Raw genomic sequence first — 23977 nt, forward strand, 5'->3', positions numbered from 1 at the left:
GGCGTTGGCCGCGCCGAGCACCCGGCCGGCGGGCTCCACCGCCGCGGCCGCCTCCTCCAGCAGGTCGGCGGCCTCGGTCAGGTGCGCCTCGGGCAGCTCGTAGGTCAGCTCGGCGAGGGCCTGCACCGCGCCGGTCAGCCGGGCCCGCAGCGCCTCCTGCGGGGTGGCCAGCCGCCAGACCGCCGGCAGCGCCCGGCTCACCATCGGCGGCGCGAAGGTGAAGAACGCCGCGATCACCGGCGCCGCCTCGGTGGGCCCGAACGGGGCGGCCCGGCCGGCGAAGTAGCCCCGCCAGTAGCCGCGCAGCCCGACCGCCTCGTACGCGGCGCGGGCGCGCGGATGGAAGTAGGTGACCGCGTGGACCGGTTCGAAATGCGTCCACATGAGCCGAGCGGTCCGCCCGGGATCGTCCAGCGCCGGCACGCGCACCTCCACGATGGTGAGGGGTCACCGTGACGCGGTACGGACCGCCCACGGTGACCCCGAACCTACTGCGCGTAGGTGACAGCCGGGAAGACCTCTGTGGGCTACTGCACCGCCAGCACGTCGACGACGAAGCGCAGCGGGCCGGACGGCGCGCCCGGGCGCTGCGGCTTGTCGCCGTACGCGAGGTCGGCCGGGATGTCGAGCTGCACCCGGCTGCCGACGGTCTGCCCCTGCAGGCCCTGGTCCCAGCCCGGGATCACGTTGCCCTGGCCGAGCATGAAGGAGAACGGCTCCGAGCGCTTCCAGGAGGCGTCGAACTCCTCGCCGGTCCGGTACGACACCCCGACGTAGTTCACGGTGATCTGCTGGCCGCTCTGGGCGGCGGCGCCGGCGCCCCGGATCAGCGGGGTGGCCTTCAGGCCGCTGAGCTCGCCCTCGCCCTTGCCGGCCGGCGGCTTGGTGCAGAGCGCCCGGTCGGCGCCGTCGGGCAGGGTCGGGAAGCCGCCCGGGCAGCCGGCGGGCGAGGCGGCCGGCTTCGGGTCGTCGTCACCGCCGCGGGTCACCACGAACACCCCGACGATCACCGCGATCACCGCGAGGCCGGCGAGCGCCCCCAGCCAGGCCTGCCGGCGCTTCTTCGCCTCGGCGGCCTTCTGCGCCGCGAGCTGGGCGGCCAGCCGCCGCTGCGCCTTCGTCTCCGGGCCCTGGCCCGCCGACCGGTTCTGCGTACGCTCGCTCACGTCCTCGACTCCCTGCTGGTGTGGGTGGACCGGCCCGACGACCCGCGGCCAGCGCACACGGTACCTGGATCGATGCCGCCGGTGTCCCGTCGCCCGCCCGCTCTCCCACCCGCCGTCCCGCGCCTGTCCCGTCATCCCGGTTCGTCCGGGTGCCGGAGTGCTTCCGGCGGTAGGTTCTGGACCATGGCGATCCTCACCGACGAAGACCTGGCCCTGCTCTCCGAACCCCAGCTGGCCCACGTGGCCACCGTCGAGGCCGACGGCACTCCGCACGTCACCCCGGTGTGGGTGGACACCGACGGCGAGCACATCGTGTTCAACACGGCCCGGGGGCGGCAGAAGTACAACAACATCGAGCGCAACCCGATGGTGGCGGTCTCGGTGGTGGACAAGGCCGACGACTTCCGCACCCTCTGGGTGAAGGGCACCGCCGAGCTGGTCACCGAGGGTGCCGACGAGCACATCGACCGGATGGCGAAGAAGTACCTCGGGCAGGACACCTACCCGTTCCGGCAGCCGGGCGAGGAGCGGGTGATCGTCCGGATCACCCCCACCCAGAAGCTCGGCCGCGGCTGACCCGCCGGCCACCGTGGCTGACCGCCGGCCACCGGGCCGGCGGTCAGGTGGCCGCCGTCAGTGCTGCTTGGTGCAGGTCAGCACGACCAGTTCGTCGAGTGTGACCTTGGTGCCCTTGCGGTGGGACTGCTTGGTCACCGTCCAGTTCGCCGCCAGCAGCACGACCGTGTCGTTCTCGTCCTGGCTGCCGAGCTGGATCTTCGTCAGGCCGAGCTGCTGGAGCTTGTCCTGAGCGACGGCGGCGTTCATCCCGACGAGATTCGGCATGACGACCGTGGTGGGAGCGGGCGGTGGGGCCGGCGCCGTGGTGACGACCGCGCTGGGGGACGGGGCGGCCGTGGTCGGCGCGGCCGTCGTCGGGACGATCGAGGGAACGACACGTTCGGCCACCGCTTGAGCGGACGGGCTGGCCTGCGCGGCCGGCTTGTCGTCGTCACCGAAGACGGCGCCGATGCCGCCCAGGCCGCAGCAGCACAACACGACGGCGCCGACGGCGATGCCTGCGATCGCGCCCTTGCCGAGCTTGCGCTTGGCCGGAGGGGGCGGAGCCGCCAGGAACGCCGGGCCCGGGGGTGCGGCGGGCGGTGGTTGGTGGGCCGGCCAGGGAGTGGTGGGTGGTTCGTTTGTCACGAGGCGAATTCTGCTGCCTCAAGCAACTATCTGCACCGGCCACTCGGCTAATCAAGATCAGCTAGGGCGTCAGGTCGCGGCTCACACGACCGGCCAGGACCTCATCGCAGCTCAGGCGGTCTTGCGGGGCGCGGCCTTCTTCGCGGCCGCCTTCTTCGCCGGCGCCTTGGCGGCCTTCTTCTCGGCGGTCTTCTTCGCGGCGGTCTTCTTCGCCGGCTCCGCCTTCTTGGCGGCGGCCTTCTTCTCCGCCGCCTTCTTCGCCGGGGCCGCCTTCTTCGCCGCCTTCGCCGCCTTCTGCGCGGAACGGGCCGACGAGATCGGCGTCGGCTCACCCGCGCCAGCGGCTGGCTGCTCGCCCCGGGCGGACCGGGCCCGCTCGACCGAGGCCTTCAGCGCCGCCATCAGGTCCACCGCGGCGGCCGGCGCGGCCTCTACCTCCTCCGGCTGCACCACCTCCCGCCCCTCGACCTTGGCGTCGATGACCTCCTGCAACGCCGCCCGGTAGTCGTCGGTGAAGGCGTCCGGCTCGAACGTGCCGGCCATCGAGTCGATCAGTGAGCTGGCCATCGCCAGCTCCGGGGGACGGACCTTCAGGTCCTCGTCCAGGAAGCCGAAGTCGGGGGTACGCACCTCGTCGGGCCAGAGCATCGTGTTGAGCAGCAGCACGCCCTCGCGGACCCGCAGGGTGGCCAACTGTTCGCGCTGGCGCAGCGCCACCTTGACGATCGCCACCCGCTCCGAGTCGGCGAGCGCGTCCCGCAGCAGCACGTACGGCTTGGTCGCCGAGCCCTCCGGCTCCAGGAAGTACGCCTTGTTGTAGAGGATCGGGTCGACCTGCTCGGCCGGGACGAACTCCAGCACGTCGATCGCCCGCGAGCTGGTCAGCGGCAGTTCCGCGAAGTCCTCGTCGGTCAGGATCACCATCTCGCCGCCGCCCAGGTCGTAGCCCTTGGCGATGTCGTCGTAGGTGACCTCCTCGCCGCAGACCTGGCAGGTGCGCTTGTAGCGGATCCGGCCGCCGTCGGCCCGGTGCACCTGGTGGAAGCGGATGTCCTTCTCCTCGGTGGCCGAGTAGAGCTTCACTCCGATCGACACCAGCCCGAAGGACACCGCCCCCTTCCAGATCGCCCGCATGACGCGCTCCTCTCCCCGGTTCTGACCAGGATCGCAAACGATCGAACGGGGCGCACGCTCTTCGCTGTGCAACTACAGTCGAAAGGTGCCCGGCGCGCCGCTGAAGCCGATGCTCGCGATGACCGGGCCGCTCCCGGTGGATGACGGCTGGGCATACGAGTTCAAGTGGGACGGCGTCCGGGCGCTGGCCGACATCACCGGCGGCCGGCAGCACATGTACGCCCGCAGCGGCGTGGAGATCACCGCCGCGTACCCCGAGCTGATCCCCCTGGCCGAGCAGGTCGACGACGCGCTGCTCGACGGCGAGGTGGTGCTGCTCAACCAGACCGGGCAGCCCTCGTTCACCGCGCTGGCCGAGCGGATGCACGTCCGGGACCCGGCGAAGGCGGCCCGGCTCGCGGCGGCGGCCCCGGTGACGTACATGATCTTCGACCTGCTCCGGCTGCGCGGCGAGGACCTGACCGGCCGCTCCTACCTGCAGCGGCGGGCGGCCCTGGAGGCGCTCGGGCTCGGCGCGGCCCGGTGGGCGGTGCCCCCGACCTTCTCCGACGGCGCGGCCACCTACGAGGCGGCCGGCGAGCACGGCCTGGAGGGGGTGATGGCCAAGCGGGTCGACTCGGTCTACCGGGCCGGGGTGCGCTCGCCCGACTGGCTCAAGGTCAAGCTGGAGGTGACCGGCGACTTCGTGGTCGGCGGCTGGCGGCCCGGCGCGCGAAAGATCGGCGGGCTGCTGGTGGGGGTGCCCGGGCCGGACGGGCGGCTGATCTACCGGGGGCGGGTCGGCGGCGGGATCGGCGCGGCGCTGGAGCGGGAGCTGCTGCGCGAGCTGGAGCGCTGCGCGGGGCGGCGTCGCCGTTCTCGGGTGACGTGCCGCGCGAGGATGCCCGGGGCGCGATCTGGGTAACACCCCGGGTCGTGGTGGAGGTCAAGTACGGCCAGCGCACGCCCGACGGGCGGCTGCGGTTCCCCCGGGTGCTGCGACTGCGGCCGGACAAGCCACCGGAGGAGGTCGACGATGCCGGCTGAGCGGTTCCGGGTGGAGGTCGAGGGGCGCACGCTGGACCTGTCCAACCTGGACAAGGTGCTCTATCCCGAGGCAGGGTTCACCAAGGGCGAGGTGATCGACTACTACACCCGGATCGCCCCGGTGCTGCTGCCGCACCTGGCCGACCGCGCGCTGACCCGGATCCGCTTCCCCAACGGGGTCACCGGCGGCTCGTTCTTCGAGAAGAACGCCCCGGCCGCGACCCCCGAGTGGGTACGCACCGAGACGCTGCCCGCCCCGGGGTCGAGCAAGGGCCGGGAGACCATCGACTACGTGGTCGCCGACGACCTGCCCACCCTGGTCTGGCTGGCCAACCTCGCCGCGCTGGAGCTGCACACGCCGCAGTGGAAGATCGGCGAGCACCCGGACATGATGGTCGTCGACCTGGACCCGGGCGCGCCGGCGGCGCTGCGGCAGTGCTGCCAGGTGGCGCTGCTGATGCGCGACCGGCTGGCCGACGACGGGGTGGCCTCCTACCCGAAAACCTCGGGGAAGAAGGGCCTGCAGCTCTGCTGCCCCATTGCCGGGACGCAGGACGCCGATGACGTGTCGGCGTACGCGCGGCGGATCGCGCAGGAGTTGGAGAAGGCGCATCCCAAGCTGATCGTGTCGAAGATGGCGAAGAACCTGCGGCCGGGGAAGGTCTTCATCGACTGGAGTCAGAACAACGCGGCGAAGACGACGGTGGCGCCGTACTCGCTGCGGGCCCAGTCGGTGCCGTCGGCGTCGACGCCGCTGACCTGGGACGAGGTGGAGGCGGGGGCGGCCGGGAAGCGGCCGGCGACGAAGCCGTACACGGCGACCGAGGTGCTCAAGCGGGTGGAGAAGCAGGGCGACCTGCTCGCCCCGCTGTTGGAGGGCGGCCCGGAGCTGCCCGGCCGCTGACCTCTTCGACCGGATCGCCACCGAGCTTAGAACCGGATGACGAGTCGTCCCCGGACGCCGCCGGCCGCCAGGAGCCGGTGGGCCTGCGCCGCGTGCTCCGGCGGGAAGGTGTCGGCGACCCGGAGGCTGAGCCGTCCTTCGTCGGCGAGCCGGCGGAGCAGGTCGAGCTTGTCGCGTCGCCCGTCGTAGTCGTGCACGTAGGCATAGACCAGGGCCACGCCGCGCGCCGCGGCCGCCCGCTCGAACGCCGGGTGCTCCGGCCCGCCGCGTACGTAGGCCAGGGAGCCGCCGCGGCGGATGGCCGTGAGCAGCGGGGCGCCGATGACCGCGGCGTCGACGACCGCGTCGACGCCGTCGGGGGTGAGCGCGCGGAATCGATCGGCGACCCCGGGTCCGCGGGCGACGACGCCGTCGGCGCCCAACGACGCGACGAGATCAGCGTCCCGTGGGGCGGCGTCAGCCAGCACGCGGTGTCCGGCGGCCTTGGCCAGTTGTACGGCGTAGCCACCGACCGCCCCGGCCGCACCGGTGACGGCGAGCGTGCTGCCCGGGGTCAGGCGTAGCTGGTCAAGGGCGTGCAGGGCGGTGAGCCCGTTCATCGGGAGGGTGCTCGCCTCGGCGTGACTCGCCCCGGCCGGTGCCGGGACGACCCACGACTCGGGAAGCACGACCCACTCGGCATAGCCGCCGCCGGCCGGGCGGGTGGGGTTGACCATGGCCATCACCCGGTCGCCGACGGCGAGGCGGGTGTCGGTGCCGGGGCCGATCTCGTCGATGGTGCCGGCCACGTCCAGGCCGGGGATGACCGGCTCCGTTCCGCGTTGCCGGATGGGCGTGACGCCAGCCCGGATCAGGGTGTCGGCGGGGTTGACGGCCGCGGCACGTACCCGGATCCGGACCTCGCCCGGTCCCGCGTGCGGGGTCGGCCGCTCGACGACCTCCAGTACATCTGGTCCGCCGTGCCGTAGCAGCCCTGTCGCTCTCATGTCATTGGCTCCAAATCATCCGGAGGCGGCCGGCGCGCCGGGGCGCCGGCCGCCGGTTGGTCACTACAGGGATTGGGCGATGCCGGTGGCCGAGGAGCGCTCGACGGCGTCGATGAAGCGGTGCCGCTTGAGGGCGTGCGCGAAGTCGGGCACGGTGTGGGTGCCGTCGGCCAGGTCGCGGGCCAACTGCGCGTAGAGCCGCGCGACGCTTCCGGCCGGGGTCCGGGCCAGATCCGCGGGAATCCCGTCCGAGTAGGACGCGGGGACTTCGATGGTGGTGGCGGTGGTGTCCGCGCCGCGGCCACCGGCGAGGGTGAGCTGGGCGACCTGCATGTTGCCCCAGTCCGAGGTCAGGACGAGGTCGCCGTCGCTGCCGTTGATCTCCCACCGGAGGTTGTCGCCGCGCGACGCGCCGCCCCGGTAGAAGACCGAGGCGGCCGCGCCGGAGGTGAGCGTGCCGATCAGGGCGACCTGGTCGGGCACCGTGACGGGGATCCTGGTGCCGTCCTCGGCGATGGTCGTCTCCTTGCGCGCCACCACGAGGTTGGCCGCGACCTTGTCGAACTCGCCGAGTACGAAGTGCACCGGGTCGAGGGCGTGCAGCGTGGCGGAGGTGAGCGGGGTGGCGCCGTTGGCGTTGTCGAACCAGTAGGCCTGGCTGCGGTTGGCCACCCCGCCCCAGACCATGCCGGAGCCGACCAGGGTGGTGCCGAGCACCTCGCCGACGTATCCGTCGCGGACCAGGTCGCGGGCGTGCTGGACCTCGGGGGCGTAGCGTCCCTGAAGCCCGACCACGGTACGGACGCCGGCCTGGCGGGCCAGTTCGGCGAGGCGCTCGGCTTCGGCCAGACCGTTGGCGAGCGGCCACTCGCTGTAGACCATCTTGCCCGCCTCGAGCGCCGCCGAGATCAGCTCGAAGTGCTGGGTGACCTGCACCGTGACGACCACCAGGTCTACGCCGGGGTGGTTGATGAGGTCGCGGTGGTCGTCGTATCCGGGCACCCCGTACCTGGTCGCCGCAGCCTGCGCCGAGCTACGCCGGGAGGTGCTGACCGCACGCAGCTCGAACGACGGCGACGCCGCGATCGCCGGGAGGTGCGAGATCGATGCCCACGCGCCGGGCCCGATGATGCCTACACCTGTCGGTTTCATCCTTGTTCCTCCGGTACTTATCTTGATTGAACGTTACAGAATTCAGGTACGACAAAGGGCCCGAACGGCCTGAGAACCGGTCAGTCCAGGCAGCTCAGCGCGACCTCGGCGGAACGCATCAGGGTCGCCCGGTCGGCGTTGATCCCGCCCATCACCCGCAGGCCCTGAAGGCTGGTGACCAGGAAGGTGGCGAGGTCGGTGGCACTGTGCCCGGTGGGGATCTGACCGCGCAGCTGTCCATCGGCGAGCACGTCGAAGAGGGCGGACTCCAGCGACCGGGTCGTCGACCGGAGCCGCTCGGCGACCCGCAGGTCGTCGCGGGCCCGCTCGACCGTGGCGCTGACGATCAGGCATGCCCGGTGTTCCCCGTCCCGGGCAATCTCATCCACCGCGGCGACGAAAACCTCGCGGATCACCTCCCGGGCGTCGTTGCCCGAGTGCAGCATGTCGATGAGGGGCGTCGCGTACCGCTGCCGGTAGAGGTCGAGCGCGGCCAGGTAGAGCCCTTCCTTGCTGCCGAAGGCGGCATAGATCGAGCCGCTGCCCAAGCCGGTCGCCTCGCTCAGGTCGCGGATCGAGGTGCCCTCGTAGCCGTGGCGCCGAAACGCCTCCATGGCTGCGGCCACCGCCGCATCAAGGTCGAACTCCCGGGTACGTGCCATGCGCCCACCGTACGGCTAACTGGAACGTTCGCCAAAGAATTGTGCACCGGCTCACCCCGGCGAGAGGCCGCGCGATCGCCACCATCACCGGGAACCCGGACGGCAGCCCGCTTTGCGTACACCGGTGACGCAGGGGATGGGATCGACCAGCGCGGCCGGTGACTTAGCTTCCTTCCCGCCGGCGACGAGCTGCCCGCGGCCCGACGGCCGCCGGCAGCGCCCGCCTCCGTGGCATCCTCGCGCGTCGACGCTCAGCTACAGTCGCTCATGGACAGCGATGAACTCGTAGCCGCCCTGCGCACCCTGCCGGCGCTCCAGGTCCGGGCGGACGGAGCCGAGCTGCACGTCGCCGTGCCGGCCATCGACGACGCCCTACGGTTGCACCCCGACGCGGTCCTCCGGGCCCGGCAGATCTTCTCGCCGCGCGGCGATCAGGCCCTGGAACTCGTCGTGCAGCAGGACGACGAACTGCTGCCACTGATCGTCCTGAACGATGACGTGGTGTGGGCGCCGGTCGACCCCGCCTCACAGCTCGACAGCGCCATCCCGGTGCGGATCACGGATGCGCCGCCGCTCGTCGCGTACACGGAGATGGAACGTGACGCCGTCGGCGCGGCGCGCGCCCTGGACGGGCCGATGGTCGACGTGAATGCCGTCAGCGCCACCCTCGTGCTGCACCGCTGCTTCATCGTCGGCGCCATGCGCTTCGGGCTGCGACCGGTCCGCGCGGCGGCCTGGTGGCAACACCTCGCCGCCGAACTGGGCGACGACTTCTGCCTCGGGCGGTTCCGACCGGACCGGGAGTGGGACGGGCTGCTGGCGGAGGCCGGTGGGGTACGACTGCTCCACCCGGCGCCATCCCCGGCGCGGGATCTCCGGGCCGAGATCGACGCCATGACGATCGCCGATCTGACGGCGCTGGAGCCGGTGATGACGGTGGCCCGGGCGGACGAGGAGTTCGTCGCGTCGTGGCGGCGCTGGGTGCCGATCCCGCCGCGCCGGTTCCGGGAGCTGATCTCGGCGGGTCTGCCGGAGGCCCGGTTCGAGGTTTCGCTCTACCCCGACGGCGGCTGCGCCGTCGACCTGCGGATCGCGCCGGCCGGCACCCTGCACGCCCTGCTCGGACTGCGGTTCTCCTTCCCGGAGCGGCGCGCGTCGCTCGACGAGATCCGACTCACCGACCAGGCGAGGGGCACCGGGCTGTTCCAGCGACTCATGTTCAACGCGGAGGAACTCAGCCGGGAGCTCGGCATGGCCTCGCTCAGCCTCCTGGCCACGGGCCTCGGTTCGTACGCGCTGGCCCGGTACGGCGGCTATCCCCGCGACCCGGAGCTGCGCCGGTCGGGCGGGCTCAGTGGCGAAGCTCCCGGCCCGCCAGGTCCCGCCGCAACTGGGCGAACGCCTCCGGCCCCACGGTCTCCCGAGTAGCCGTGAGCAACCCGGCGCAGAGCTGCGTCGCGGTCTCCAGCCTGGCTCGGGCCTGTTCGATGTCCCGCAGCACCGGATCGCGCTCGGCGTCGGTGGCGGTGCGGATGTCCCGTACCTCCCGCCGGCGTACGCCGCGCACCTCGTCGGCCACCACCAGCACGAAATCGGTCCGGTCCAGGTCGGGCGAGGCGGCGTCGGGGCGGGGCCGGCTCGCCGCCACGGCGCGGGTGACGCTCTCGGCGGGCAGGAAGAGCAGCGTGGTGGTGGAGAACTGACTCATGGCCGCCTGCTGCTGCCAGCGGGTCAGCAGCCCCGACTTCGCGTCGAGGAACGGCGCCACGTTGAGGGCGAACTCCACCTCGACGGTGGCGAGCAGCGGGCGCGCGGCCTCGATCCGGCTCCTGAGCTGATCGACCAGGGTGGACTGGCGGCGGAGCGCGGCGGCGAACTCGGTCAGGTCGTCGGGTCGCGCGGTGCCCGAGACGATCGTGCCGGCGAGGGCGAGGATCCGGTGCCCGGTGAGGCACACCTCTTGGAGGGCCAGGACGACGGCCATCAGTTCGGCGGCGACCTTCGCGTCCCGGGACACCGCCCGCCGGTCGAGCATCCTGGTGAGATACGAGCCGACGATCTGCACGACTGTCGACAACAGCTCGCCCATTTCGACTGCCCCAATTCCAGAGCGGATGTGGCCGCGAGTGTAGTGGGCCGGGCGAAGTCCGGCTGGTGGGCCGGGTCCGGAGGGCGGCGAGGTCGACCGCCTCACGGTGACCGTGTACACCGCCAAGGGATCGACCAGGTACCGCCCTTCCCCGCTGCCCTGACGTGACCCGGCTGGGGCGGCCCACGGGCCGCCCCAGCCGGCCCTTCCTGGTCCGCACGGCGAGGTGGCCGGCGGTGGACGCGGTGGAGCGACGCCAGGAGGCCGAGCCGTCGACGGCCCGCCGGATCAGTCGGCCGGCCAGGTGGTCGTCGATCAGCGACGGGCGGCGTCCCAAGCGGCGCTGCTGCGAAAGTACGTGTCGTACAGCTCCTGCACCTCCAGCAGGCTCTCCGGCGGCACCTTTCCGTAGGCGATCCGCTCGAGGTGCCGGAAGTACTCGAACCGCTCGACGCCCGGCGTGATGACGATGAGGATGTCGGCGTTCTCGCCCGGTGCGGCGGCGAACGCGTGCGCCACGCCGGGCGGCACGATCACCAGGTCGCCGCGCTCGGCGGTGACGACCTGCTCGCCGGAGAGCAGCTGCGCGGTGCCGTCGAGCAGGTAGAACAGCTCGGCGGAGGTGCCGTGGTGGTGCGGCCGGGCGCCGTCCGCGCCGTCGGTCAGGGTGACCCGCTGGGTGGAGAGCGCCCCTCCGGTGGCGCTGCTGTCGGCGAGCAGGCGGATCGTGGTGGGGGCCCGCCCGACCACCTCGGCGTCGGCGTCGCGGACGATGACGGACCGGTCGAAGTCGGGCGTGATCAGGGACATTGCTGGACTCCTGTCGTCGGGTCGGATCGGTCGGGTCGCGTCAGAGGGCGAAGAGCAGGGCGGCGTCGAGCAGGACGACCATGGCGGTGGCGAAGTGGATGCCGAAGGCGACGGCCTTCGTGCCGCCGTGCCGCAGCACGACGACGGTGTCTCCCAACGGGTTGAGCGCGACGATCAGCATGTACCAGGCGACGGCGTCGGCGCTGGTGAAGGCGATCAGAGCGAGCCCGAGCAGGCCGTAGCTGAGGTCACGCAGACCCTTGATCGTGAGGTAGGCGGGGTCGCCGTCCGGTTTGGCGGGGACGCCGTAGCCGGCGGCAGAGGCCCGGGGTGCCAGGAGGAACCGAGCGCCGATGAAGACACAGAAGAGGCTGAGGACGACGGCGAGCCCGTAGGCGACGGTGCTGAGCATGTTCGACTCCGTTTTCTAGCGGCGCTAGGTCTGAGAGCGAAGCTAGCAGAGCGTCGGCAGAATGGCTAGCGGTGCTAGAGTTCTGGTCATGTCGATTCAGGCGCGGCGCGAGCGGGAGCGAGCGGAACGGGAGCGGGCGATCATCGCCGCGGCGCGGGAGTTGGCCGAGTCGGAGGGCTGGGACGCGGTGACCACCCGCCGGCTCGCCGCGGAGATCGAGTACAGCCAGCCCGTCCTCTACAGCCACTTCAAGGGCAAGGACGCCATCATGGCGGCCGTCGCCGTGGAAGGCTGCGGCGATCTGGCCGTCGAACTCGCCGCCGCCCGGGCCGCCGCGACCGACCCGCGGCAGGCGGTGGCCGGCATCGCCACCGCGTACGCCGCGTTCGCCGAACGTCGACCCGCGCTCTACGACGCGATATTCAACCTCCCCAACGACCTCTCCTTCGCCAGCCAGGACACCCCGGTCGAGCTGGCCCGCGCCTTCGCCGAGCTGGCCGAGACCCTGCGCCCGTTCGCGGGTGACGACGACCTGGAGACGTTCACCGAGACCTTCTGGAGTGGACTGCACGGCCTGGTCACCCTGATGCGCAACGGCCGGCTCCGGCGGGAGGAACACGAGCGGCGGCTGGCCCTCCTAGTGGACCGGTTCGCCCCCGCTAGGGTGAGCTGACCGTCAGGGAGGGGCATCCGATGGCCGACCACGCACCCGTCGCCGTCGCGACCGACGAGCCGCTGCTCAGCTACCTCGACGGGGCGACCGGCGAGCGCACCGACCTCACGGCGCAGCAGGTGGGCGCGTGGGCCGCCCGCAGCGCGGGGCTGCTCCGGGACGGCTGCGGGCTGTGCCCCGGCGACCGGGTCGCGGTGCTGCTGCCGCCGCACTGGCGTACCGCCGCGGTGCTGCTCGGGGCCTGGTCGGTCGGGCTGGCGGTGTCGTACCGGCCCCGCGCCACCGCCGGGCTGCCGGTCCTCGAACCGGGCGCCGACCGGCCGTACGACGCGGTGTTCGTGACCCCGGAACGCCTCGACGACTGGCTGGAGGACGTACCCGAGGGGACGCACCGCTACCTCGTCGGCACCGCGCCCCGGTCGCTGACCGAGGTGCCGGTGGGCTGGCTCGACTGGTCCGCCGAGGTGCTGCGGCACCCGGCCACCCCGCCCGACCACCACGCTGTCCGGGCCGCCGACCCGGCCACCCCGGACGGCACCAGCTACGGCGAGTGGGGCGCACTGGCGCACGAGGTCGCCTCCCAACTCGGCCTGCGGGCGGGGGACCGCCTTCTGGTCGACGCGGGCGAGCACGAGCAACCGCTGAAGTGGCTGCTCGCCCCGCTGTCGGTCGGCGCGTCCGTGGTCATCCACCGCAACCTGGCCGCCGATCGGCTCGCCGCCGAACGGGTCACCCACGTGCTCTGAGCCTCGCGCGGTCGAGCCGCGTCAGGCGCGACGTACCTCCATGAGCATCACCGGGTACGGCCCGGCGGGCTCGCGGGCCGTGGCGTGCTCGGCGGGGATCGCGTTCTCCATCCGCATCCGCAGGGCCGTGGTGTCGGCGGCGTCGATCACGATCCGCCAGCGCCAACCTCCGCCGTAGTCGCTCTCGAACTCGATCGCTCCGCCCGCTCCCGGCCCGCCGGGCAACGACATCGGCACCGGCTGCTGATGCCAGGAGTCACCCCACAGGGCCGTGAGCGAGCCGTCCTCACCGGCGGCGGCGATGACGAGCAGGCCGTCCTGAGGTCCGTCGTCCGGGTGCTGCCAGGTGTACGCGACCGAGGTCAGGTGACCGCCGGCGGCCATCGTCACGGTCATCGTGGCGGGAGACTCGGCGAGCGGATCAGCGGGCATGAGTCGGAAGCCGTTGCTGCCGACCCAGGACCCGGCGACGTCGGAGAGGACCATCCGCCGACCGTAGGCCGCGGCGGGCGAGCCGGGAAGCGTCGTCGGCCCGACCGCTGCGAAACCGGCCCTTGCCGTCCGGCAATCGACCCGCTCGTGGTCTGTTGTTCACACCGCTGACGTGTTGTTATGGCGTAACGACGATGTCGGTCCCGTATCCCGGTGACCCTCGTCCCTGCCGCTGACGTGGCTCATCCCCCGTATGTGAAAGGGCAACGATGCGCAGAAGAAGATCGGCTTTCCAACTGGCGGTCCTGACCGCCACCGCCGCCACCTTCCTGGGGGCCGGCGGGGCTTCCGGGGCGGTCGCCTCGGCAGCGCCCGCGACCACCTCGCCGGGTGCCGCGGCCTGTGCGCCCGGAGCTGAGGCGCACAGCGTGGCCCGCGTCGCCGAGGGCGCCACGGCCCAGGAGCCGGAGCTGTACTCGAAGAACGAGGCGAACGCCTACGGCGTCATCAAGGACTCGCCGCGCCTGGCCAACGGCAGCGTCACCATTCCCACGGTCTTCCACATGGTCTCCGACCACCCGCTCAGCGCGGCGGAGACGACCCGGTTCAACACCATGATCGCGGACCAGATGACGGTCCTCAACGACTCGTTCGCCGGCCGTACCGCGGCGAACGCCGCCAACACGCCGTTCCGGTTCGACCTGGTGAACACGACCTGGACGGTGAACAGCGACTGGTACACCGTCGTGCCGGGCAAGAACGAGCGGGACATGAAGAAGGCGCTGTACACCGGCGACTCCCGCACCCTGAACGTGTACGCGGCCAACATCGGCGGCGGGCTGCTCGGCTGGGCGTACTTCCCGAAGGGCTACAACAACGGCCGCGACTACATCGACGGCGTGGTGATGCTCGATGAGTCGATGCCGGGCGGCACCGCCGGCAAATACGCGCTGGGTGACACGCTGACGCACGAGGTCGGGCACTGGCTGATGCTGGAGCACACCTTCGCGCACGGCTGCTCCGCCTCCGGCGACTTCGTCGCGGACACCCCGCGTGAAGCGCACCCGCAGTTCAACTGCCCGGTCGGCGCGGACACCTGCACCGCACCCGGGCTGGACCCGATCCACAACTTCATGGACTACACGCAGGACTCCTGCATGAACATGTTCACCGCCGGACAGGCGGACCGGATGAGCGACGCCTGGGTCGCGTTCCGGGCCGGCGGCCTCGGCTGACGCGTTCCTTGTCAGGGGCTGGCGGGCTATGTCCCGCCAGCCCCTTTGCGTTTCTCCTCATCGTCGGTTGAGCCAGGGCGCGCGCCGTGAGCAGGGCGCGGTGTGATCGGCCGGCAGGGCACACCGGCCGCCGCCGGGCAGTCGCCGGTCGCAGAAGACCCAGTGGCGTACGCCCTGCTGGTCCTCGGCCGAGACGGTCACCCCGCCGGGCTCGACGCGGGCGCTGAGCCGGGCCAGCACGCGGGCGGCGGTCCGGGCGAGGATCCGGGCCCGGAGCAGGTCGGGTGCGGTGACCGGCAGGTGGATCACCCAGCGGTCGCTCATCGGTAGCGGCGGTTTGCCGACTGGGCGCTCTGCCAGGCGCGCAGCGCGTTCTTGATCCGTACGTTCTCCTCCTGCACCGCGACCAGGGCGGTCTGCGCGACGGTGAGTTCGTCGGCGACGCGGTGCAGGAAGGCGCGGATCTCGACGGGGTCGAGGCCGTGGCGGCGGACGTTGAAGCACCGCTCACGGATCTGCCAGGGCCGGAGGGGTTGTCTCTGGTTGGCTTCTGCCATCGGTGGTCTTTCCTCGCGTCGGCTCACCAGCCGACGGATCAGGTCGCGCACGGGGACCGCCCTTCGTCGGGTCGCGTCGAAGTGGAGGGGGCGGTCTCCGCCGGTTGCGGTCGGCGGAGACGCCCCGCCCTGCCGCCTTGGTGTGATGGTGCGACGGCAGGGCCGCGCCGGGGGAGCGCGGGAGGGTGAGGTCTCGGCGGCGATGCGAGACCGGTACGAGAGGCGCCAACCGACCGCAGCAGCACCGCATCACCGAGAGCGACGCTACCGATGCAGCATCACCTACGTCAAGTACCCAGCCAACCTCTTCTACTGAACCATCATCACCATCAGCTATGTCACCACCGTCACCTCTTTCAGCGGATGCATTGCCTACGTCGAGGGCGTGGATCAATACTGGGTGGGCCAACCGACTGCAAGGGGCCGCATCGTGCCTATTCCGCCCACCATGGACGAGCTGCTAGACGACCTGCGAAGCAAGATCAAGGACGGAACCTATCCGCCGGGCAGCCAGTTGCCCGCAGGTCGCGCGCTCGCCGACTCCTACGACGTCTCGCACTCGACGATTCAGCGGGCGATCGCGACGTTACGGGAGCAGGGCGTGCTGGTCGGCCGCCCGGGTCGTGGCGTCTTCGTCGCAGAGTCCACCCGGCGCTAATTTGGCGACCTACCGGTGACTCGCCCCGCAGGAGGGAGCGCATTCTGCCGCGTCCCCGCATCGCATACCTGCGATGCGCCGTCCGCCTTGTAGTGGCGGCGACCCGGGGCACGGCATGGAAGGCTGTACTGCCATCGGATCGCGAGATTGGCTTGATCCGTAAGCTTCGCGAGAGCGTGCGAGATAGTTCGTTCGGCCTTCATCGCGCTACCAGGCCGCGTCGGGACGTCTGCGCCTGCGTCCGTTGCTGTTTCTGGCACGTCTGCTGTGGCCCCTCCTTCGCGCTCCTTAAAGTTGGCTCCTCCTGTCGTCTGGGCTCGAGTTTGAAGGCCTAGTCCTAGCCCTCCGAACCTCCCAGTCGGTCAGCACGGCTGCCTCCGGCCCCATTCGCCGCTCCGGTTCCGGTGCTGTGTCGTCGCCCGGGGCCGCGCGTTGGCCCCGTGTGGCCGCGTGTCCGCTCGACGCCTTGCAGCCAAGCCGACGCCAGGCCGAGAGATCAAGTGTTGCGGACGTGCAACTGGAGGCTAGTTTTCGTCGGTCCTTGACGTAGAGTGGTTTCAGCATGCAGTTCAGGCGTAAGGAGACAAGCCATGCTCTTGCGGTTCGAGGTCTCCAACCACCGCTCGATCATGCAGCCGGTGGAACTATCGATGATTGCCGTGGACGAGGATAGGCCCGCCGCGCGGAAGTTCGACCTGCTCTCGGAGAGTGTTCTGACGGTAGCCGGTATCTACGGCCCCAACGCCTCAGGCAAGTCCAACGTCCTAGAGTCCTTGGCGTGGCTATCCTCCGCTGTCGGAACATCGCTGAGGCAGTGGGCGGAAACCATTCCCCGAGAGCCGTTTAAGTTTGGTCATGGCCCGTACGAGCCGTCCTCGTATGTGGTGGAAATGATGGTGAGAGGGGTTCGGTACGCTTACGAGCTCGTCGTAGACGACTCCTCCGTCATATTCGAAGCGCTGCATAGCTACCCAGAGCGGCGACCGCGGACACTCTTGAGGCGAGAAGGGATGGACATTCACCTACGTCGGGGTTTGGGAACCCTTTCTGGAACTCGTGAGTTGCTAACCCCAACAACTCTGGCGCTCTCTGCCGCAATGAGGTTCGATGAGCCCGAGGTTGGATACTTCGGCCGCTCCCTAGCGAACATTGGCATTCTAGGCGCTCGCCGAAGGCCCGGAGGGCGACGGCGATTTTTCTTCAGTCATTCTACGGAACGAATGTTTTACCCTGCCGCAGACACTGATCAACTGGCGCTGTTCAACGATCTAGAAAACGACCGCCTTATTGACCGGGAAGCGGCCTTAGACCTACTCCGCTATGCCGATCTCGGGATTGACGAGGTCCAAGTTGTAGATGAGAGAGGAGATTCTTCCGTATCTCCGGAAGGACGCCGTTATCTGCGTCTCATGCACCGGGTAGCAGACCAGCAACTACCTTTCGACATGATCGAAGAATCAGAGGGCACTCAAACTTGGTTTAGACTGATCGGGCCAACCGTGCACGCGCTGCGTACCGGCCAAACGCTGCTATTTGATGAGATTGATGCCAGCCTTCACCCAAGGCTCTCTGCCAGGTTGCTGGAGCTTTTCCAGGATCCCGAGACAAATCCTCGAGGAGCGCAACTCATCTTCACTACCCACGACACTAGCCTCTTGAATCACCTGAACCGCGATGAGGTGTGGCTGACAGAGAAGGGGGATGACGGAGCGACAACGCTCACAGCCCTAGCCGAATACGGAGGGGACAAGGTGCGCCGATCGTTGAACCTAGAAAAGGCATATCTGCAGGGCCGATTCGGCGCCGTTCCCGAGTTTGATCAACACATCCTGCGGCGCGCGCTCGGCCTTGCCGTGAAGGATTAGTGATGGGCCGACCCCTTCAGAAAAGGCCTCGCCCTTTGAGGCGCAAGGTGGGTGTACGTACGCCACGCAAAACGCTCGCAGTCTTCTGCGAAGGTCAGCGAACGGAGCCAGAGTACTTAGAAGCGTTGCGACGGGAGCCCGAGGTTCGCGAGGTTGCTGCTGTTGACCTAAGAATTGAGACTCAGGGAGGAGGATCGGTGCCGCTGACGTTGGTTCGAATGGCTGTTGCGGCACGCGAAAGGGCGCAGCGAGAGGAAGGTGAGGTTGACGAGTTCTGGTGCGTCTTCGATGTGGAGTGGCCAGAGAACCACCCCGGACTTCAAGAAGCCATCGCGTTGGCTCGGCGGCATGATATTCAGCTTGCCATATCGAACCCATGTTTCGAGCTTTGGCTGATCCTGCACTTCGAGGCCTGCGGGGCATGGCTCGATAACGATGGAGCTCGTAGACGCCGCCGTGGGCATGACGGCCAAGCCGACAAGGGATTGGTAGCAGCTACCTACATGCCGAAGAGAGCGGTCGCTGCGCGCCGTGCCATCGCTTTGGACAACCGACATGAGAGAAACGGAACCTACTTCCCCCACAACAATCCATCCTCCGGCATGCATAGGCTTATTGCCGCGACCGCCCCGCCCTCGTCCGGAAACAGCTAACAGTCAACTTGCAGGCCCGCGTCAGGATCTCCTCGCCGGCTATTAGACCGTACAGTCCAGTCCCAAAAGGGAGACCAGGTGGAGCTTCCACCGAAGTTGCTGGCACGGTCAGCCGGCCGTGCATCGACTGGGAGGACCCGTGAAGTGGGAGCGTGTAGATCGACTCGGCGGACCTGACGGTAGACGGTCCTGCAGGCTGAGTCCGACCGGTAGATCGGCTACTGCACGTCCTCGTTTACAAGACGCCGGACTGCAGGGATACCGCCTGGCATCGGCCGGTCAGCTTCAGTCCACGCTCGGGAGCTCCGGCCCCAGCACGTCGTCCGCGTCCACGATCGTGTACGCGTACCCCTGCTCCGCCAGGAACCGTTGCCGGTGCGCCGCGTACTCGGTGTCGATCGTGTCCCGCGACACCACCGTGTAGAAGTGCGCCTGCCGCCCGTCGGCCTTCGGCCGCAGCACTCGCCCCAGCCGCTGCGCCTCCTCCTGCCGCGACCCGAACGTCCCCGACACCTGGATCGCCACCGCCGCCTCCGGCAGGTCGATGGAGAAGTTCCCCACCTTGGAGATCACGAGGGTGCGCAACTCGCCGGAGCGGAACGCGTCGAAGAGCCGTTCCCGCTCCTTGTTGGTGGTCGAGCCCTGCACGATCGACGCGTCCAGGTACTCCCCGAGCTGGTGCAGCTGGTCGATGTACGCACCGATCACCAGGGTCTGCTCGCCCGGGTGCCGGTCCACCAGCGCCTTCACCACCGGCAGCTTCGTCCGGGCGGTCGCCGCCATCCGGTAGCGCTCCTCGGCCTCCGCCGTCGCGTAGGACATCCGCTCGGCGTCGGTCAGCGTCACCCGTACCTCGGTGCACTCGGCCGGGGCGATCCAGCCCTGCGACTCGATGTCCTTCCACGGCGCGTCGTACCGCTTGGGGCCGATCAGGCTGAACACGTCGCCCTCCCGGCCGTCCTCGCGGAACAGCGTCGCCGTCAGCCCTAGCCGGCGGCGGGCTCGGCGCTGCTGCCGCATCCGGCCTGCGGCCGTCCCGGGCGGGGGCATTACGGGTGGTACTCGCCTCGGGTGCGTGGGAGCCACTGCGGGTGTCGGTCCCGGACGTACGTGGTGAGGGCCTCCCGCATTTCGCAGGCGAGGTTCCAGGCGCCGGGTGAGTCTGCGGCCCAGGCGCGTAGCTGGACGGCGACTGTTTGCGGTGTTACGTCGACCATCTGTAGTTGCCATTTGTTGTCGCGTTCCCACAGGGGGTTCGCCTCCAAGAGGCGCTGCGCCTCGCTGCGCAGCTCGTTCAAATCGGCGGTGAAGTCCAACTGCAGGGTGACTTCGCTGATCACCCGGGCGTCGTGTCGGGTCAGGTTTTGGAAAGGGCGTTCGGTGAAGTAGGTGGTGGGTAGGGTCAGCCGCCGTTCATCCCACATCCGTATGACGACGTGGGTGAGGTTTACCGCCTCGATGCGGCCCCACTCGTTGTTCACCACGACGACGTCGTCTTCCTGCATGGCGTGGGCGACAACCACCTGGAGTCCGGCGAGGACGTTGCCGAGCGTGTTCCGGGCGGCGAGGCCGACGATGACGCCGAGGACTGCGGCGGACGTCAGCAGGGATACGCCGAATGCCCGCAGGGTGTCGAAGGTTGTCAGGGCCCAGCCGATCGCCAGCACTGCGACGGTAGCCCCGGCCAGCTTGCGGAGCAGCCGGATCTCATTGCGGGTCCGCCGGATGGACGGATCCTTGCTGTGCAGGGGGAGGTGTAGCAGGGTTCCCGCCTCGGTGACGCGCAGCACCTTGGCCACCAACCAAGCGAGTGCAAGGACCAATAACAGGCGCAGCGCGTTGCGGCCGTGGGGCAACCAATCATTGGGCAGGCCGGTGTATTGCAGTGTGAAGTACAGCGCAATGAGTACCAGGACGAGAATTGTCAGCAGGCGGCAGGCGCGATAGGTCGGCATCAACAACGACCGGTAGGGCTCCCTCGCCACCTTCTTGATGGCTACGCCAATGAGCCAGCCGACGAGCCAACCCGCGGCGACGGCAGCCGCCACGACCAGCGCCCCGGACAGTCCTGGGATGCCCACAGAAGGGAATACCCAGGGCGACAACGACTAACCGACGTGGATGCAAGGGTTCCCGGGAGCATCGAGGCAGAGCATGGCGCGCGTCACCGGATCGCCGGTTCGGCGGCATACTGCCCCTCAGTCCACGCTGGGGAGCTTCGGACCGAGGACGTCGTCGGCGTCCACAATCGTGTACGCGTACCCCTGCTCCGCCAGGAACCGTTGCCGGTGCGCCGCGTACTCGGTGTCGATCGTGTCCCGCGACACCACCGTGTAGAAGTGCGCCTGCCGCCCGTCGGCCTTCGGCCGCAGCACTCGCCCCAGCCGCTGCGCCTCCTCCTGCCGCGACCCGAACGTCCCCGACACCTGGATCGCCACCGCCGCCTCCGGCAGGTCGATGGAGAAGTTCCCCACCTTGGAGATGACGAGGGTGCGGAGCGAGCCGGACCGGAACGCGTCGAAGAGCCGTTCCCGCTCCTTGTTGGTGGTCGAGCCTTGAATGATGGGCGCGTTGAGGTACTCCCCGAGCTGGTGCAGCTGGTCGATGTACGCACCGATCACCAGGGTCTGCTCATCCGGGTGCCGGTCGACCAGCGCCTTCACCACCGGCAGCTTCGTCCGGGCGGTCGCTGCCATTCGGTAGCGCTCCTCGGCCTCCGCCGTCGCGTAGGACATCCGCTCGGCATCGGTCAGCGTCACCCGTACCTCGGTGCACTGGGCCGGGGCGATCCAGCCCTGCGACTCGATGTCCTTCCACGGCGCGTCGTACCGCTTGGGGCCGATCAGGCTGAACACGTCACCCTCCCGGCCGTCCTCGCGTACCAGTGTCGCCGTGAGGCCCAGCCGGCGGCGGGCCTGGAGGTCCGCGGTGAACCGGAAGATCGGCGCGGGCAGCAGGTGGACCTCGTCGTAGACGACCAGGCCCCAGTCGCGGGCGCCGAACAGGTCCAGGTGGGTGAACGCGCCGCCGCGCCGCGAGGTGAGCACCTGGTACGTCGCGATGGTGACCGGGCGGATCTCCTTGCGCTCGCCGGAGTACTCGCCGATCTCCTCCTCGGTCAGCGAGGTGCGGGCGATCAGCTCCCGCTTCCACTGCCGGCCGGCGACGGTGTTGGTGACCAGGATCAGCGTGGTCGCCTTCGCCTCGGCCATCGCCGCCGCCCCGACCAGCGTCTTGCCCGCGCCGCAGGGGAGCACGACCACGCCGGACCCGCCGGCCCAGAACGCCTCCACGGCTTCCCGCTGGTACGAGCGCAGCGTCCACGGCTTGCGGCCGTCCTTGCCGGCCTCGGCCAGCTCGATCGGGTGCGCCTCCCCATCGACGTAGCCGGCCAGGTCCTCCGCCGGCCAGCCCAGCTTGAGCAGCGCCTGCTTGAGCCGGCCGCGCTCGGAGGGGTGCACCTGGATGGTGTCGTCGTCGATCTTGTTGCCGAGCATGCCGGCCAGCTTCTTGCTCTTGGCGACCTCGATCAGCACCAGCCGGTCCAGCGCCCGCAGCACCAGGCCGTGCGCCGGGTCGTTGGCGAGCTGGAGCCGGCCGTACCGGTCCATCGTCTCGGCCACGTCGACCAGCAGCGCGTGCGGCACCGGGTAGCGGGAGTACTTGATCAGCGCGTCCACCACGGCCTCGGCGTCGTGGCCGGCGGCCCGGGCGTTCCACAGTCCCAGCGGGGTGAGCCGGTAGGTGTGCACGTGCTCCGGGGAGCGCTCCAGCTCGGCGAAGGGAGCGATCGCCATCCGGCAGGCCTGCGCGTCGGGGTGGTCGATCTCCAGCAGCAGGGTCTTGTCGGACTGCACGATCAGTGGTCCACCGCTCACGCCAGTGTCCTCTCCTCGGCCGGGCTTGTCGGCTACCCGTCACCGGCAGGGACACCCCGCCGCAGGCCGACCATCCAGTGTTGCACGGGGTCGAGGGCGCACAGAAAAATGCCCAAACGACGCAACCATTCCCAACGGCCGAACGTCAACTCAATGGGACGGCAGATTCGGGAGGGGCTGAATGAGGCATAGAGGTTTCACCATCCGGATGGCCGCCCTGGCGGTGGTCACGCTGGTCGGCGCCGGTGGGTGCGCGCTCGACCCGCAGGCCGATCCGGGTGGCACTGGAGGAGGGCTCGCCCCGGTCGGCAATGCGGAACAGGTAACGGGGGCGAGCGGCACCTCCTCGCCCGACCAGCGGACCCAGCCGACCACGCCGGCCCCGAAGCTGAAGGCCGCGGCGACGACGCCGCGCGTCACCACGCCGCCGAAGCCGGAGAGCGGCCGCCGGATCGTCAACCCGACACCGCAGAACATGACCCGCTGCGAGCAGGGGGAGTACCAGCGCGAGGTGGAGGGCTACCTCGCCCGGCTGGGCGGGTTCGGGAAGGTCAGCGTCGACGGCCGGCAGTCCGACGCCGACTGCGCCGCGATCAAGAAGTTCCAGCAGCGGTACGACATCCGCCCGGCCGCCGGCCGGGCCGGCCCGCTCACGTACGACGTGGCGAAGCGGCTGGCGAACACGGACACCAGCCGGTGCAACGCCGGCTCGGGTACCACCTTCTGCGTGGACCTGACCAAGCAGACCACCTGGGTGATGCGCGACGGCAAGGTGGTGGCCAAGCCGACGGTGACCCGCACCGGCATGGCCGGCTACGCCACGCCTGCCGGCACCTACAAGGTCAACCTTCGGAAGCTGAAGGAGTGGTCGGACCCGTACGACGTCTGGCTGCCCTACTGGCAGCGCTTCAACGGCGGGATCGGCTTCCACGAGACCACCACCTACCTGCACAACTCCTCGATCGGCTCGCACGGCTGCGTCAACCTGCTGCACACCGACGCGGTCCGGTGGTATGAGCTCGGCGCGATCGGTTCCCGGGTGACGCTGGTCGGCCGCCGCCCCGGCACCTGAGCCGCGTTCCGGAACCTGAATCGCCGCCCATGGCAGTCCGCCTGCCGGGGCGGCGATTCAGGGTTTTGTCCCCTGTGCGGGTTACCGTCCGGATGCCACCCTGGAGGGCGGGAGCCGGACGGGGCGGGGAGGGCTGGCAATGAGCGTCGACCAGGAAACGGCGACCGACGACGAGCCGCCGGCGGCCGACGGGGTCTCCACGGCGACGCTGGTCGGCTACGCCGCCGCCGCGCTCGCCCTCGTCGCCTGGTTCCTCTTCGGCTGGCTGGTGCAGCGGCAGGGTTTCGTCGCCTCGGTCGGCGAAACCGCCGGCGCCGCGTTCGCGCTGCTGCTCGCCGTCTCGGTGATCGGCACCGTGCGCCGCAGCCGGCGCTGACCGCGCCCGGTCCTCGCAGTGCTCCGGCGCCCGCTCAGTCCTCCCGGACCGCCGCGGTGATCCGGTGCAGCGCGAAGGTGTGCAGCATCTCCGTCCGGTCGTCCTCGGCGCGCAGGTAACCGGCGCCGATCGAGACCGGCCGGAGCAGCCGGGACGCGGTCGCCCCGTGCGCGTCGACGTAGCCGACCCAGACCAGCGCCTTGTCCCGTACCGCCTGTTGCAGCACCGCCAGGGCCTCGCTGTGGCTGTGCGCCGGCATCGGGCCGCGGCCACCCGGGCCGCGCT

At 70.1% G+C, this 23977-nt stretch carries 26 protein-coding genes and 3 pseudogenes; 12 read left to right on the top strand and 17 right to left on the bottom strand.

Annotated elements, in window-relative coordinates:
• Both JNW89_RS04750 and JNW89_RS04755 read right to left on the bottom strand, forming a co-directional pair.
• Positions 1–384 (bottom strand): annotated as a pseudogene (locus JNW89_RS04750) (hypothetical protein); the annotation flags it as partial.
• 143 nt (positions 385–527) lie between these two features.
• A complete protein-coding gene (locus tag JNW89_RS04755; RefSeq protein ID WP_238447867.1) occupies positions 528–1166 on the bottom strand; it encodes an FKBP-type peptidyl-prolyl cis-trans isomerase in 639 nt (212 codons plus the stop codon).
• A 183-nt stretch (positions 1167–1349) separates the two neighbouring features.
• Between JNW89_RS04755 and JNW89_RS04760 the strand changes: the two genes are divergently transcribed.
• On the top strand, positions 1350–1742 hold the full coding sequence (locus tag JNW89_RS04760; RefSeq protein WP_238447868.1) for a PPOX class F420-dependent oxidoreductase: 393 nt from the start codon (positions 1350–1352) through the stop codon (positions 1740–1742).
• 57 nt (positions 1743–1799) lie between these two features.
• On the opposite strand, the gene JNW89_RS37975 is transcribed toward JNW89_RS04760, so the two are convergent.
• Both JNW89_RS37975 and JNW89_RS04770 read right to left on the bottom strand, forming a co-directional pair.
• Positions 1800–2372, bottom strand: coding sequence for a PASTA domain-containing protein (locus tag JNW89_RS37975; RefSeq protein WP_238447869.1), 573 nt, complete (start codon positions 2370–2372; stop codon positions 1800–1802).
• A gap of 111 nt (positions 2373–2483) precedes the next feature.
• Positions 2484–3506 (bottom strand): Ku protein, encoded by a 1023-nt coding sequence (locus tag JNW89_RS04770; protein ID WP_238447870.1) that lies wholly within the window; start codon positions 3504–3506, stop codon positions 2484–2486.
• A gap of 85 nt (positions 3507–3591) precedes the next feature.
• Here JNW89_RS04770 and ligD (JNW89_RS04775) point away from each other — a divergent pair.
• A pseudogene (gene ligD / locus JNW89_RS04775) lies at positions 3592–4532 on the top strand (non-homologous end-joining DNA ligase).
• Positions 4522–5436 carry a non-homologous end-joining DNA ligase gene (ligD, locus tag JNW89_RS04780; RefSeq protein WP_238447871.1) on the top strand — a complete coding sequence of 305 codons (915 nt, stop codon included), beginning with the start codon at positions 4522–4524 and terminating at the stop codon, positions 5434–5436. Before ligD (JNW89_RS04775) ends, ligD (JNW89_RS04780) begins: the two are co-directional and overlap by 11 nt.
• Before the next feature lie 26 nt (positions 5437–5462).
• Here the strand turns inward: ligD (JNW89_RS04780) and JNW89_RS04785 are convergent, their stop codons facing one another.
• The 3 genes from JNW89_RS04785 to JNW89_RS04795 all read right to left on the bottom strand — a co-directional run bounded on the left by JNW89_RS04785 (position 5463) and on the right by JNW89_RS04795 (position 8236).
• Complete coding sequence (locus tag JNW89_RS04785; RefSeq protein ID WP_238447872.1) at positions 5463–6422, bottom strand: NADP-dependent oxidoreductase; 960 nt, start codon at positions 6420–6422, stop codon at positions 5463–5465.
• 63 nt (positions 6423–6485) lie between these two features.
• Entirely contained in the window at positions 6486–7574 is a 1089-nt protein-coding gene (locus JNW89_RS04790) for a Gfo/Idh/MocA family protein (protein ID WP_238447873.1), read from the bottom strand.
• An 80-nt stretch (positions 7575–7654) separates the two neighbouring features.
• Entirely contained in the window at positions 7655–8236 is a 582-nt protein-coding gene (locus JNW89_RS04795; protein WP_238447874.1) for a TetR/AcrR family transcriptional regulator, read from the bottom strand.
• Positions 8237–8503: 267 nt separating this feature from the next.
• On the opposite strand from JNW89_RS04795, the gene JNW89_RS04800 reads away from it, so the two are divergent.
• Entirely contained in the window at positions 8504–9664 is a 1161-nt protein-coding gene (locus tag JNW89_RS04800; RefSeq protein WP_238447875.1) for a hypothetical protein, read from the top strand.
• Here the strand turns inward: JNW89_RS04800 and JNW89_RS04805 are convergent.
• From JNW89_RS04805 to JNW89_RS04815, 3 genes are all read right to left on the bottom strand, one after another.
• The gene (locus tag JNW89_RS04805; protein ID WP_238447876.1) at positions 9588–10325 is read right to left on the bottom strand and encodes a hypothetical protein; all 738 of its coding nucleotides are present in this window, start codon (positions 10323–10325) and stop codon (positions 9588–9590) included. The two genes, JNW89_RS04800 and JNW89_RS04805, sit on opposite strands and share 77 nt — an antisense overlap.
• A gap of 315 nt (positions 10326–10640) precedes the next feature.
• The gene (locus JNW89_RS04810; RefSeq protein WP_238447877.1) at positions 10641–11135 is read right to left on the bottom strand and encodes a cupin domain-containing protein; all 495 of its coding nucleotides are present in this window, start codon (positions 11133–11135) and stop codon (positions 10641–10643) included.
• Between the two features lie 40 nt (positions 11136–11175).
• Positions 11176–11547, bottom strand: coding sequence for a DUF4267 domain-containing protein (locus tag JNW89_RS04815; protein WP_238447878.1), 372 nt, complete (start codon positions 11545–11547; stop codon positions 11176–11178).
• Between the two features lie 88 nt (positions 11548–11635).
• On the opposite strand from JNW89_RS04815, the gene JNW89_RS04820 reads away from it, so the two are divergent.
• Both JNW89_RS04820 and JNW89_RS04825 read left to right on the top strand, forming a co-directional pair.
• Positions 11636–12220, top strand: a complete 585-nt coding sequence (locus JNW89_RS04820; RefSeq protein ID WP_238447879.1) for a TetR/AcrR family transcriptional regulator — start codon at positions 11636–11638, stop codon at positions 12218–12220.
• 20 nt (positions 12221–12240) lie between these two features.
• Positions 12241–12966 (top strand): TIGR03089 family protein, encoded by a 726-nt coding sequence (locus JNW89_RS04825; protein WP_238447880.1) that lies wholly within the window; start codon positions 12241–12243, stop codon positions 12964–12966.
• A gap of 21 nt (positions 12967–12987) precedes the next feature.
• Here JNW89_RS04825 and JNW89_RS04830 read toward each other — a convergent pair whose 3' ends face one another.
• Positions 12988–13452: a hypothetical protein gene (locus JNW89_RS04830; protein ID WP_238447881.1), complete on the bottom strand. Its 465-nt coding sequence runs from the start codon at positions 13450–13452 to the stop codon at positions 12988–12990.
• Between the two features lie 374 nt (positions 13453–13826).
• Between JNW89_RS04830 and JNW89_RS04835 the strand changes: the two genes are divergently transcribed.
• The gene (locus JNW89_RS04835) at positions 13827–14633 is read left to right on the top strand and encodes a zinc metalloprotease (protein ID WP_238447882.1); all 807 of its coding nucleotides are present in this window, start codon (positions 13827–13829) and stop codon (positions 14631–14633) included.
• A 57-nt stretch (positions 14634–14690) separates the two neighbouring features.
• On the opposite strand, the gene JNW89_RS04840 is transcribed toward JNW89_RS04835, so the two are convergent.
• Both JNW89_RS04840 and JNW89_RS04845 read right to left on the bottom strand, forming a co-directional pair.
• Positions 14691–14957 carry a hypothetical protein gene (locus JNW89_RS04840; RefSeq protein WP_238447883.1) on the bottom strand — a complete coding sequence of 89 codons (267 nt, stop codon included), beginning with the start codon at positions 14955–14957 and terminating at the stop codon, positions 14691–14693.
• Positions 14954–15190 (bottom strand): DivIVA domain-containing protein, encoded by a 237-nt coding sequence (locus JNW89_RS04845; protein ID WP_375155048.1) that lies wholly within the window; start codon positions 15188–15190, stop codon positions 14954–14956. Before JNW89_RS04845 ends, JNW89_RS04840 begins: the two co-directional genes overlap by 4 nt.
• A 448-nt stretch (positions 15191–15638) precedes the next feature.
• Between JNW89_RS04845 and JNW89_RS04850 the strand changes: the two genes are divergently transcribed.
• The 3 genes from JNW89_RS04850 (at position 15639) to JNW89_RS04860 (ending at position 18366) form a co-directional block, all read left to right on the top strand.
• On the top strand, positions 15639–15848 hold the full coding sequence (locus JNW89_RS04850; RefSeq protein ID WP_238447884.1) for a winged helix-turn-helix domain-containing protein: 210 nt from the start codon (positions 15639–15641) through the stop codon (positions 15846–15848).
• Between the two features lie 590 nt (positions 15849–16438).
• Complete coding sequence (locus tag JNW89_RS04855; RefSeq protein ID WP_238447885.1) at positions 16439–17713, top strand: ATP/GTP-binding protein; 1275 nt, start codon at positions 16439–16441, stop codon at positions 17711–17713.
• 2 nt (positions 17714–17715) lie between these two features.
• On the top strand, positions 17716–18366 hold the full coding sequence (locus JNW89_RS04860; RefSeq protein ID WP_238447886.1) for an RloB family protein: 651 nt from the start codon (positions 17716–17718) through the stop codon (positions 18364–18366).
• A 285-nt stretch (positions 18367–18651) separates the two neighbouring features.
• Here the strand turns inward: JNW89_RS04860 and JNW89_RS04865 are convergent.
• The 3 genes and pseudogenes from JNW89_RS04865 to JNW89_RS04875 all read right to left on the bottom strand — a co-directional run.
• Positions 18652–19371, bottom strand: a pseudogene (locus JNW89_RS04865) (helicase-related protein); the annotation flags it as partial.
• Positions 19372–19415: 44 nt separating this feature from the next.
• On the bottom strand, positions 19416–20414 hold the full coding sequence (locus tag JNW89_RS04870; protein WP_238447887.1) for a mechanosensitive ion channel family protein: 999 nt from the start codon (positions 20412–20414) through the stop codon (positions 19416–19418).
• A 150-nt stretch (positions 20415–20564) separates the two neighbouring features.
• The gene (locus tag JNW89_RS04875) at positions 20565–22244 is read right to left on the bottom strand and encodes a DNA repair helicase XPB (RefSeq protein WP_238447888.1); all 1680 of its coding nucleotides are present in this window, start codon (positions 22242–22244) and stop codon (positions 20565–20567) included.
• 181 nt (positions 22245–22425) lie between these two features.
• Between JNW89_RS04875 and JNW89_RS04880 the strand changes: the two genes are divergently transcribed.
• Positions 22426–23316 carry a L,D-transpeptidase family protein gene (locus JNW89_RS04880; protein ID WP_238447889.1) on the top strand — a complete coding sequence of 297 codons (891 nt, stop codon included), beginning with the start codon at positions 22426–22428 and terminating at the stop codon, positions 23314–23316.
• Between the two features lie 139 nt (positions 23317–23455).
• On the top strand, positions 23456–23692 hold the full coding sequence (locus JNW89_RS04885; RefSeq protein ID WP_238447890.1) for a hypothetical protein: 237 nt from the start codon (positions 23456–23458) through the stop codon (positions 23690–23692).
• 34 nt (positions 23693–23726) lie between these two features.
• Here the strand turns inward: JNW89_RS04885 and JNW89_RS04890 are convergent.
• A partial coding sequence (locus JNW89_RS04890) for a WYL domain-containing protein (RefSeq protein ID WP_238447891.1) occupies positions 23727–23977 on the bottom strand: 251 nt, incomplete at its 5' end.

This window comes from Micromonospora sp. 4G55 (assembly GCF_016803375.1).

Coding starts and splice junctions, on each gene's coding strand:
- JNW89_RS04760 (WP_238447868.1), top strand. CDS start 1,350: ATGGCGATCCTCACCGACGAAGACCTGGCCCTGCTCTCCGAACCCCAG.
- JNW89_RS04770 (WP_238447870.1), bottom strand. CDS start 3,506: ATGCGGGCGATCTGGAAGGGGGCGGTGTCCTTCGGGCTGGTGTCGATC.
- ligD (WP_238447871.1), top strand. CDS start 4,522: ATGCCGGCTGAGCGGTTCCGGGTGGAGGTCGAGGGGCGCACGCTGGAC.
- JNW89_RS04785 (WP_238447872.1), bottom strand. CDS start 6,422: ATGAGAGCGACAGGGCTGCTACGGCACGGCGGACCAGATGTACTGGAG.
- JNW89_RS04790 (WP_238447873.1), bottom strand. CDS start 7,574: ATGAAACCGACAGGTGTAGGCATCATCGGGCCCGGCGCGTGGGCATCG.
- JNW89_RS04795 (WP_238447874.1), bottom strand. CDS start 8,236: ATGGCACGTACCCGGGAGTTCGACCTTGATGCGGCGGTGGCCGCAGCC.
- JNW89_RS04800 (WP_238447875.1), top strand. CDS start 8,504: ATGGACAGCGATGAACTCGTAGCCGCCCTGCGCACCCTGCCGGCGCTC.
- JNW89_RS04805 (WP_238447876.1), bottom strand. CDS start 10,325: ATGGGCGAGCTGTTGTCGACAGTCGTGCAGATCGTCGGCTCGTATCTC.
- JNW89_RS04810 (WP_238447877.1), bottom strand. CDS start 11,135: ATGTCCCTGATCACGCCCGACTTCGACCGGTCCGTCATCGTCCGCGAC.
- JNW89_RS04815 (WP_238447878.1), bottom strand. CDS start 11,547: ATGCTCAGCACCGTCGCCTACGGGCTCGCCGTCGTCCTCAGCCTCTTC.
- JNW89_RS04820 (WP_238447879.1), top strand. CDS start 11,636: ATGTCGATTCAGGCGCGGCGCGAGCGGGAGCGAGCGGAACGGGAGCGG.
- JNW89_RS04825 (WP_238447880.1), top strand. CDS start 12,241: ATGGCCGACCACGCACCCGTCGCCGTCGCGACCGACGAGCCGCTGCTC.
- JNW89_RS04830 (WP_238447881.1), bottom strand. CDS start 13,452: ATGGTCCTCTCCGACGTCGCCGGGTCCTGGGTCGGCAGCAACGGCTTC.
- JNW89_RS04840 (WP_238447883.1), bottom strand. CDS start 14,957: ATGAGCGACCGCTGGGTGATCCACCTGCCGGTCACCGCACCCGACCTG.
- JNW89_RS04845 (WP_375155048.1), bottom strand. CDS start 15,190: ATGGCAGAAGCCAACCAGAGACAACCCCTCCGGCCCTGGCAGATCCGT.
- JNW89_RS04850 (WP_238447884.1), top strand. CDS start 15,639: ATGGACGAGCTGCTAGACGACCTGCGAAGCAAGATCAAGGACGGAACC.
- JNW89_RS04855 (WP_238447885.1), top strand. CDS start 16,439: ATGCTCTTGCGGTTCGAGGTCTCCAACCACCGCTCGATCATGCAGCCG.
- JNW89_RS04860 (WP_238447886.1), top strand. CDS start 17,716: ATGGGCCGACCCCTTCAGAAAAGGCCTCGCCCTTTGAGGCGCAAGGTG.
- JNW89_RS04880 (WP_238447889.1), top strand. CDS start 22,426: ATGAGGCATAGAGGTTTCACCATCCGGATGGCCGCCCTGGCGGTGGTC.
- JNW89_RS04885 (WP_238447890.1), top strand. CDS start 23,456: ATGAGCGTCGACCAGGAAACGGCGACCGACGACGAGCCGCCGGCGGCC.